The following is an 8,121-nucleotide window of genomic DNA, read 5'->3' on the forward strand; positions in this document are numbered from 1 at the left end:
GCGGCGGGGATTCCATTCAGTAGCATCGGCCCATGTCCTCTTTCGATCTCACGCTGATGTATCTGCTCGCCGCAGTGATCGGCGTGGTGGCCTGCCGCTTCCTTCGGCTGCCGCCCATGCTGGGCTACCTGGGAGCGGGCGTGCTCATCGGGCCGCACGCGCTGTCGCTGGCACAGGACGCGGACGGCATCCGGCACCTAGGCGAATTCGGCGTCGTCTTCCTGATGTTCGTGATCGGGCTGGAGTTCAGCCTGCCCAAGCTGCGTGCCATGCGCAAGCACGTGTTCGGCCTGGGATTGCTGCAGGTCATGCTGACCATGGCGATCGCGACTCTCGGCGGCCTGCTGATGGCTTCCTGGCTTCCGCCCGCCTGGCGCCTGGGCTGGCAGACGGCGCTGGCGCTCTCAGGCGCGCTCACCATGAGCAGCACCGCCATTGTCGTAAAGCTGATGGCCGAACGCCTGGAGCTCGAGAGCGAACACGGCAAGCGTGTGATGGGCGTGCTGCTCTTCCAGGATCTGGCCGTGGTGCCGCTGCTGGTGCTCATCCCGGCACTGGGCGCGCCGCCAGAGGCGCTGCTGAAAGCCCTCGGCATCGCCTGGCTCAAAGCCAGCTTTCTGGTCGGCGTGTTGCTCTATGGAGGACCGCGGGTGATGCGCTGGTGGTTGACCCTGGTCGCACGCCGTCGCAGCGAGGAGCTCTTCATGCTCAACCTGCTGCTGGTCACGCTGGGCCTGGCCTGGCTGACCGAGCTCGCGGGGTTGAGCTTGGCGCTGGGTGCATTCATCGCGGGCATGCTGGTCTCGGAGACCGAATTCAAGCACCAGGTCGAAACCGACATCCGCCCCTTCCACGATCTGCTGCTGGGGCTCTTCTTCATCTCGATCGGGATGTCGCTCGACTGGCACATCGTGGTCGAGCGCTGGGCACTGGTAGGCGTCCTGCTGATTCTGCCGCTGGCCTTCAAGCTGGTGCTTGTGACGGTGCTGGCGCGGCTGCTCGGGGCAACGGCCGGCGTGTCGCTGCGCACAGGCCTGTACCTGGCGCAGGCGGGGGAGTTCGGCTTCGTGCTGCTCAACCTGGCGCAGGGCAGGGACCTGCTGCCGGCGTGGCTGGCGAATCCGGTGCTCGCCTCGATGGTGCTGTCGATGCTCGCGACGCCCTTCATAGTGATGTACAGCGACCGCATTGTGCGCAGGCTGGTGGCCAGCGATTGGCTGCAGCAGTCGCTGCAAATGACCTCGATCGCGCGCAAGACCATCAACACTGCCCAGCACGTGATCATCTGCGGCTACGGGCGCTGCGGTCAAAACCTCGCACGCATGCTGGAGCGCGAGGGCATTCCCTATCTCGCGCTGGACCTCGATCCCGACCGCGTGCACCAGGCCGCCGCAGCCGGCGACTCCGTGGTGTTCGGCGATGCGGCGCGGCTGCAGGCCCTGATGGCGGCCGGCCTGGCACGGGCTAGCGCGGTGGTGGTGACCTACCTCGACACCCCCGGCGCGCTGAAGGTGTTGGCCAACACGCGGGCGCACGCGCCGCAGGTGCCCGTGATCGTGCGCACCAAAGACGATCGCGAACTGGAGAAGCTGCAGGCCGCCGGCGCCACCGAGGTGGTGCCGGAAGCGATCGAGGCCTCGCTGATGCTGGCCAGCCACGCGCTGGCGCTGGTCGGCGTGCCGATGCGGCGGGTGATCCGCGTGGTGCAGGACCAGCGGGATGCCCGCTACAACTTGCTGCGCGGCTACTTCCATGGCGCTGACGATGACAACGCCGATGAGCTCGACCATGAGCGCCTCAACACCTTCACCCTCACGGCCGACGCTCGCGCCGTGGGACGGCCGCTCGATCAGCCGGCGTTGCAGGGGGTGGGCGTGCGGGTGGCGAGCCTGCGCCGGCGCAACGGCAAGGCGGAACCGGTGAGCGATGAAGTCATGCTGGCTGACGGCGACACGCTGGTCCTGTCGGGCAAGCCTGACGCACTCGCCATTGCCATCGAGCAGTTGCAGAAGGGCTGAGCGCTGCGCGGTCTCTCGGGCCATGCGGCGAACCTTGCGCTAGCACGGCGCGTTGTTCCGCCTTCTCAGTTGGCAAGGCTGGGATTGCGCTTCTCCTCGTCGATCTGCTGCTGACGCCGCACCGCGTCGCACTGGGTGTTTGCCTTGTACTCGGCCTTGGCGCACTGCGCGACCATGCAGCGCGTGCGGCCGAAGAATCCCTGGCCGGCACATGCCGCATCCGGAGCGGGTGGCGCGACCGGTTCGATTGGCAACGGCGCGACGGCGACGACTGCGGGCGCCGGCGTTGGCGAGGCTGCAGGCGCAGGCGCGGGCGCGGCGGGCTTGCGCGGCTTGGGCGCAGCGGCGACGGCAGGCCTCGCTTGCGCTTCGGTCTTGACGCGCCGCGGGGGTGGCTCGGATTTCCCTGGCCCCGCGGAAGGTATAGAGGGCTCGGGTTTGGATGCGGGCGGCGCAACAGGGGCGGGTCCATCAACTGCGCTTTGCAGTGCCGGCGGCGGGAGCGTGGGCTCCGGTGCGGCAGCAAGAGCTGCGTGAGTTGCATCAGGTGCGGGACCGGCGGGAGCGTTTCCGGAAGTGGGCGCGATGGGTGCCGCGTCGGGCACAGGCGCTGGCGCAGGCGCAGGCGCAGGCGCAGGCACAGGCTGCGCGACGGTAACGGTCCCCGCCGTCGCAGCGATCCGGCTCGAGGCAGGCCTCGGCGTATCTTGACGGCTCTGCACGAACCAGGCCCCCGCAGCGAGCACAATCAACGACAGGGCCATGACGCGCCATCGCGCAGACCGGCGCGACGCAGCCGCGGGGGGGAGCCCAGCCGGCCGAGATGCTGCTTTGTGAATGGGCTCATGAGCCGCGGTTGGCGTCGCAACCGATTCAGGCTGGCGCGGCACCGCCTCAGGCGCGACTTCCGACCGACTGATGGCCGCGGTCTTTTCCTCCGCGGCGGAGGCGCTTGCTACCGGACTTTCGGTTAGCGGCGTCGGCTCGGTTGTCGGCCACCCCTCGGCCGTCGCCGTGGGCGAGACAGCGGCCAAGGTTGGCACCAGGCGATGGCCGCAGCCTCTGCAGAACCTGGCGCCATCCCGATTATTCGCCCCGCAGGACGCGCACTCCACACCCATCTTGGAAGCCCCTCAACTGTAAGCATCATCTTCCAAGCTGCGAGGTAGTGGCGCTCGATGCGCTCAGCGAGAGCTTCAGGTCACCGCCACGCGCTTGGGCTTGTTGACCATTCTCTTCGCAATTACCGCTCCCAACGCCATCGTCAGCTCCAGCGCCAAGGCAGGCTGGCGATTGGACATCTCGGCAAATCGGATGGCCGTCAACCGCCACACGCGCGCCGCGCCAGTCGCCACCACGTTCGCAGAACGCGGGAGTCGGGAGAAGAAGGACCCTTCGCCCACCACAGAACCTGGATTGAGGATCGCGAGCCGCATCTGGCCCTCGCTGCCGATCAGGTGGACGCTCAGCGCGCCTCGCTCGATGAAGAAGAGCGTGCGGTCGTTGGCGCCTTGGTCGATGAGGACCTGCCCAGCGGCGAGGTCGAAGGGCTGAAGGTAGCCCGCGAGCGTCTCCCACTGCTGGGCATTTAACGCCGGAACAAAGGCGTCGTAACTGGTGTTTTGCGCGACGGAGCGGCAAAGATCCTGAATGCTCGATGACATGGTGATTCACCTGCTTTGGTGTGCCGGAGCGCAGTATCGATCATTGTGGCAAATTCCAGTGACACAAGTCACGAGTCCTAACTCTTTCTGTCTATTTTCCGATACAGAATTTTGAAAAGATCACACCCAGCAGATCATCGACGCCGAATTCCCCGGTAATTTCGTTGAGCGCGTTCTGGGCAAGGCGCAGTTCCTCGGCCAGCAACTCCAACGACATTGCGCCAGCCGCCAAGTGGTCGGCGGCCCGCACAAGATGTTCTTCGACGCGCAACAGCGCTTCCACGTGGCGGGCGCGCGCCAGGTAGACACCCTCAGGCACCGCCTGCCATCCGGCAACCTCGAGCAGGCCCTGCCGCAGCATCTCGACACCGAAGCCGGTCTTCGCGGACACGCTGATTCCTGACGCCGGCGCTTGCAAAGGGGCTGCATCCTGCTTGCTCCACACATCGAGCACCGGCACGCCGCCGCTCAGCTTCTCGCTGAGCAAGCGCAGGATGTCGGCATCGGCGCTGGCATAGTCCGCCCCGTTCGAACGCGTCAGGTCATGCAGGAACAGCACGACATCGGCACCTTCGATCTGCCCCCAGGCACGCGCAACCCCGATCTGTTCCACCAAGTCGGTGCTGTCTCGCAAGCCGGCGGTGTCGACCACGTGCAGAGGGACACCCTGGATCTGAATGGTTTGCGACACGACGTCGCGCGTGGTGCCCGGGATCGGGCTCACGATGGCGAGTTCGGCACCAGCGAGGGCATTGAGCAGCGAGCTCTTGCCCGCGTTGGGCTGACCGGCGATCACGACCTTGATTCCCTCGCGCAACAGTGCGCCCTGGCGCGCGCGCTGCTGGACGGCGTCAAGACTTGCCTGGAGAGCGGCGAACTGACCTTCGGCATCGGCCTTCTTGAGGAAGTCGATCTCCTCCTCCGGAAAATCCAGGGTCGCTTCGACCAGCATGCGCAGGTGGACCAGAGCATCGCGCAGCGCGTGGATCTCCTGCGAGAAGGCGCCGGACAGCGAACGCCCGGCGCTGCGGGCCGCCGCCTCGGTGCTGGCATCGATCAAGTCGGCAATGGCCTCGGCCTGGGCCAGGTCGATCTTGCCGTTGAGGAAGGCGCGCTGGCTGAACTCCCCGGGCTCGGCCACGCGCAGGCCGGCCAGGGCAGGCCGACCGGTGCTTGCGTCGATGCCTGCGGCGGCTTCCAGGCAACGGGCCAGCAGCAATTGCAGCACCACGGGACCGCCGTGCGCCTGCAATTCGAGCACGTCTTCGCCGGTGTAGGAATGCGGCGCCGGAAAGTGGATGGCAAGGCCATGATCGATGGCGTTGCCGTCGGCATCGCGAAAGGGCAGGTAGGTGGCCTCCCGCGGCTTGAGGGTGCGCCCGCAGATCGCAGCGATCAGAGGCGCCAGCCGGGCGCCGGACACGCGCACGATCCCGACCGCGCCGCGCCCGGACGCCGTGGCGATCGCCGCGATGGGGTCATTGGTGCGCGCCAGCATGGTGTGGATGATGCTTCAACGAGAAGGGCCGCATTCTGCGGCCCTTGCTCGAGTTCGCCTCGCTTGCGCGCTACTTGCCCAGCACGCCGAGGCGCTTGTTGATGAACCACTGCTGCGCGATCGACAGCACGTTGTTCGTGATCCAGTACAGCACCAGGCCGGCCGGGAAGAACACGAACATCACACTGAAGGCCAGGGGCATGATCCACATCAGCTTGGCCTGCATCGGGTCCGGCGGCGTGGGGTTGAGCCAGGTCTGGAAAAGCGAGGTCGCCGTCATCACGATCGGCAGAATGAACCAGGGGTCCGGTGCCGAGAGATCCTTGATCCAACCGATCCAGGGCGCATGGCGCATCTCGACCGAAGACAGCAGCACCCAGTAGAGTGCGATGAACACGGGGATCTGGATCACGATCGGAAAGCAGCCGCCCATCGGGTTGACCTTTTCCTCGCGGTAGATGCGCATCATCTCCTGCTGCATTTCCTGCGGCTTGTCCTTGAGCCGCTCGCGCATCTCCATCACCTTGGGGTTGATGGCCTTCATCTTCGCCATGCTGGCGTAGGCCTTGGCGTTGAGCCAGTAGAAAGCGGCCTTCAGGAGCACCACGAGCGCGACGATGGCCCAACCCCAGTTCCCCAGCAGGGTGTGCAGCTTGTCGAGCAGCCAGTAGAGCGGCTTGGAGATGATCGTGAAAATGCCGTAGTCCTTGACCAGCTCGAGTCCGGGCGCCACTGCCTCCAGCGTCTTCTCCGCCTGCGGCCCGACGAAGAACTCGGCGTCGATCGCCTTGGATGCGCCAGGTTCGACCGAACCTGCCGGCGTGATCATGCCGACCGCATAGAGGTTGGTGTCCACCTTGCGCGCGAACAGGTCGCGCGGCGTGCCGTCCTTCAGCAACCAGGCGCTCGCGAAGTAATGCTGCACCATCGCAACGTAGCCGTTGGTCGCTTCCTTGACGAAGTCGGCCTTGCCGTTCTCGATGTCCTTGAATTCGATCTTCTGGTACTTCTTGGCGTCGGTGTAAACCGCCGGGCCCGTGAAGGTGGAATAGAAAGAGGACTCGCCAGGTGGCTTGTTGCCGTCGCGCACGATTTGCAGATAGACCTGCGGCGACACCGGCGCCGTGCCGGTGTTGACGATCTCGTGGCGCACCTGCATGTCGTAGCTGCCGCGCTTGAGCGTCCAGGTCTTGACCAGCTTGACGCCACCCAGGTCGGCCGATTCAAAACGCAGCACAAGTTCGTTCGCGCCGTCCTTGAGCGTGCGCTCGCCGCTGACACTCATCGGCGTCTTGTGCGTCGGGAAGTTTCCGCCGATCAGGCCGGTCTGGGCGACGTAGTAACGGTTGGGGCTCTGGTCGAGCAGGATGAAGGGCTTGTCCTTCTCCGCCAGATCGTCATGCTGGACGAATTCGCTTTGCACCAGCGAGCCGCCTTCGGTGTCGAAGGTGAGCTTGAGCACGTCAGTGGTAACGACGACCCGCTCGCTCGCCGTGGGCGCTGTGGTCTTGCCCTCGGGCACGGCCGCGGCGCCCCCCGCACCGGACACCGTCGTGTTGGTAGCCTGCGGCACCGTGCTGGAGGCTGCGCCAGGGGCCGCGGATACGGGCGCAGGTGCCTTGGCGGCCGCGTGCGGCTTGGTCGACGGCAGGAAGGTGGGATTGCGGCCGTTGAAGACCTGCCACTGGTCCCACAGCAGCACCAGCGAGAAACCAAAAACCACCCAGAGGATGGTGCGGCGAATATCGTTCATGAAGATGACTTCTTGTCGTCGGAGAAGAGGGAAGAGAACAGCGCCCGCGAATTGCGGGCCGCGGGCTCTTTCCTTGGGGGAACTGGATCGTGGCCGCCATGGCACCACGGCTGGCAGCGCGCGAGACGGCGCAGGGTGAGGTAGCTGCCGGCCGCAGCGCCATGGCACTCGAGCGCTTCGATGGCGTAGACCGAGCAGGTTGGCTCGAAGCGGCAACCTTGGCCCAGCCAGGGACTCAGCAGCAGGCGGTAACCTTTCACCGCGCCGATCAACAGGCTTTTCATGGTGCGCGCACGGCAGCGGCCCGCTCGAGCAACTGCTGAAGCTCGGCACGAACGGCCGCGTTGAGCTTCTCGGACTTTGCGCTGTGGAATTCCTTGCGGTCGAAGCCCGCGCGCAAGCGCACCAGATGTGCGGCAGGGGGGAGGGAACTGCGCATGGCCGTGCTCATGCGATAGATCTGGCGCTTGATTGCATTGCGAGTGACCGCCCGGCGCGCCCAGCGCTTGGGCACCATCGCGCCGACCCACACATCCTCGGTGGCGAACAGGGACGAAGATCCACTGTGCGCGTCGAGCGCGCAACGGTGCAATGCGAAATGGGTGGTGCGCGCCACGGTGGCACCTGCAAGGACGGCCTGAAATTGCGCGCGGGTCTTGAGCCGCTGCATGGAAGCCAACCGCAATGCGCCGGCAGACGATGGCGGCGCCGGTACGACTGGCAACAGAGCCGACAGCGCGTTAGACGGCGAGGCGCTTGCGGCCCTTGGCGCGGCGTGCGTTGATCACGGCGCGGCCGCCGCGGGTCTTCATGCGGACCAGGAAACCGTGGGTACGGGCGCGGCGGACTTTGGATGCTTGGTAGGTGCGTTTCATGATTTGATTCCTGATAGACCCGGACGGCTTCGAGGTCGTCGGGTTCTGCTGCCAATCTGGCTGATACCGGACACCGAACGTCGGCTAACCGGCTGATACCCCGAAACACACAAAGAGGCTTTCAGGGAAACCCGCGATTATCGCAAACATTCGGGCCCGCAACAATCGACGAGCGCCGGCGGCGGGATTCACCCAGGCAGAAAGCCATGTGGATAAGGTTTTGACAAGTTAGAATCGTCGGCCCGTCCCAGGGGCGACTATCCACAAGCAGAACGACAAATGACAGAGGGATCCTCCACCTTTCAGACCCCCC

8 protein-coding genes and 1 pseudogene are annotated in these 8,121 nt (G+C 65.7%); 1 reads left to right on the forward strand and 8 read right to left on the reverse strand.

From position 1 onward, the window contains the following. Window positions 1-32 precede the first annotated feature (32 nt). Window positions 33-2,018 carry a monovalent cation:proton antiporter family protein gene (locus E5CHR_RS30510; RefSeq protein WP_162583480.1) on the forward strand — a complete coding sequence of 662 codons (1,986 nt, stop codon included), beginning with the start codon at window positions 33-35 and terminating at the stop codon, window positions 2,016-2,018. 65 nt (window positions 2,019-2,083) lie between these two features. Here the strand turns inward: E5CHR_RS30510 and E5CHR_RS30515 are convergent, their stop codons facing one another. The 8 genes and pseudogenes from E5CHR_RS30515 to rpmH all read right to left on the reverse strand — a co-directional run bounded on the left by E5CHR_RS30515 (window position 2,084) and on the right by rpmH (window position 7,808). After that, window positions 2,084-2,272 carry a hypothetical protein gene (locus tag E5CHR_RS30515; protein ID WP_162583481.1) on the reverse strand — a complete coding sequence of 63 codons (189 nt, stop codon included), beginning with the start codon at window positions 2,270-2,272 and terminating at the stop codon, window positions 2,084-2,086. 795 nt (window positions 2,273-3,067) lie between these two features. Next, a pseudogene (locus tag E5CHR_RS32175) lies at window positions 3,068-3,139 on the reverse strand (zinc-ribbon domain-containing protein); the annotation flags it as partial. A 75-nt stretch (window positions 3,140-3,214) separates the two neighbouring features. After that, window positions 3,215-3,682, reverse strand: a complete 468-nt coding sequence (locus tag E5CHR_RS30520) for a cyclic nucleotide-binding domain-containing protein (protein WP_162583482.1) — start codon at window positions 3,680-3,682, stop codon at window positions 3,215-3,217. A 91-nt stretch (window positions 3,683-3,773) separates the two neighbouring features. Then, window positions 3,774-5,180 (reverse strand): tRNA uridine-5-carboxymethylaminomethyl(34) synthesis GTPase MnmE, encoded by a 1,407-nt coding sequence (mnmE, locus tag E5CHR_RS30525; RefSeq protein WP_162583483.1) that lies wholly within the window; start codon window positions 5,178-5,180, stop codon window positions 3,774-3,776. Between the two features lie 70 nt (window positions 5,181-5,250). Further along, the gene (yidC, locus tag E5CHR_RS30530) at window positions 5,251-6,933 is read right to left on the reverse strand and encodes a membrane protein insertase YidC (protein WP_162583484.1); all 1,683 of its coding nucleotides are present in this window, start codon (window positions 6,931-6,933) and stop codon (window positions 5,251-5,253) included. Continuing rightward, a complete protein-coding gene (gene yidD, locus E5CHR_RS30535; RefSeq protein WP_162583485.1) occupies window positions 6,930-7,217 on the reverse strand; it encodes a membrane protein insertion efficiency factor YidD in 288 nt (95 codons plus the stop codon). The genes yidC and yidD overlap by 4 nt, the downstream gene beginning before the upstream one ends. Then, on the reverse strand, window positions 7,214-7,603 hold the full coding sequence (locus E5CHR_RS30540) for a ribonuclease P protein component (RefSeq protein WP_162583486.1): 390 nt from the start codon (window positions 7,601-7,603) through the stop codon (window positions 7,214-7,216). Before E5CHR_RS30540 ends, yidD begins: the two co-directional genes overlap by 4 nt. Before the next feature lie 70 nt (window positions 7,604-7,673). Next, entirely contained in the window at window positions 7,674-7,808 is a 135-nt protein-coding gene (gene rpmH, locus E5CHR_RS30545; protein ID WP_007834827.1) for a 50S ribosomal protein L34, read from the reverse strand. Window positions 7,809-8,121: the final 313 nt, after the last annotated feature.

This window comes from Variovorax sp. PBS-H4, from assembly GCF_901827205.1.
Classification (GTDB): Bacteria; Pseudomonadota; Gammaproteobacteria; order Burkholderiales; family Burkholderiaceae_C; genus Variovorax.

Coding starts and splice junctions, on each gene's coding strand:
- rpmH (WP_007834827.1), bottom strand. CDS start 7,808: ATGAAACGCACCTACCAAGCATCCAAAGTCCGCCGCGCCCGTACCCAC.
- yidC (WP_162583484.1), bottom strand. CDS start 6,933: ATGAACGATATTCGCCGCACCATCCTCTGGGTGGTTTTTGGTTTCTCG.
- yidD (WP_162583485.1), bottom strand. CDS start 7,217: ATGAAAAGCCTGTTGATCGGCGCGGTGAAAGGTTACCGCCTGCTGCTG.
- E5CHR_RS30510 (WP_162583480.1), top strand. CDS start 33: ATGTCCTCTTTCGATCTCACGCTGATGTATCTGCTCGCCGCAGTGATC.
- E5CHR_RS30540 (WP_162583486.1), bottom strand. CDS start 7,603: ATGCAGCGGCTCAAGACCCGCGCGCAATTTCAGGCCGTCCTTGCAGGT.
- E5CHR_RS30520 (WP_162583482.1), bottom strand. CDS start 3,682: ATGTCATCGAGCATTCAGGATCTTTGCCGCTCCGTCGCGCAAAACACC.
- mnmE (WP_162583483.1), bottom strand. CDS start 5,180: ATGCTGGCGCGCACCAATGACCCCATCGCGGCGATCGCCACGGCGTCC.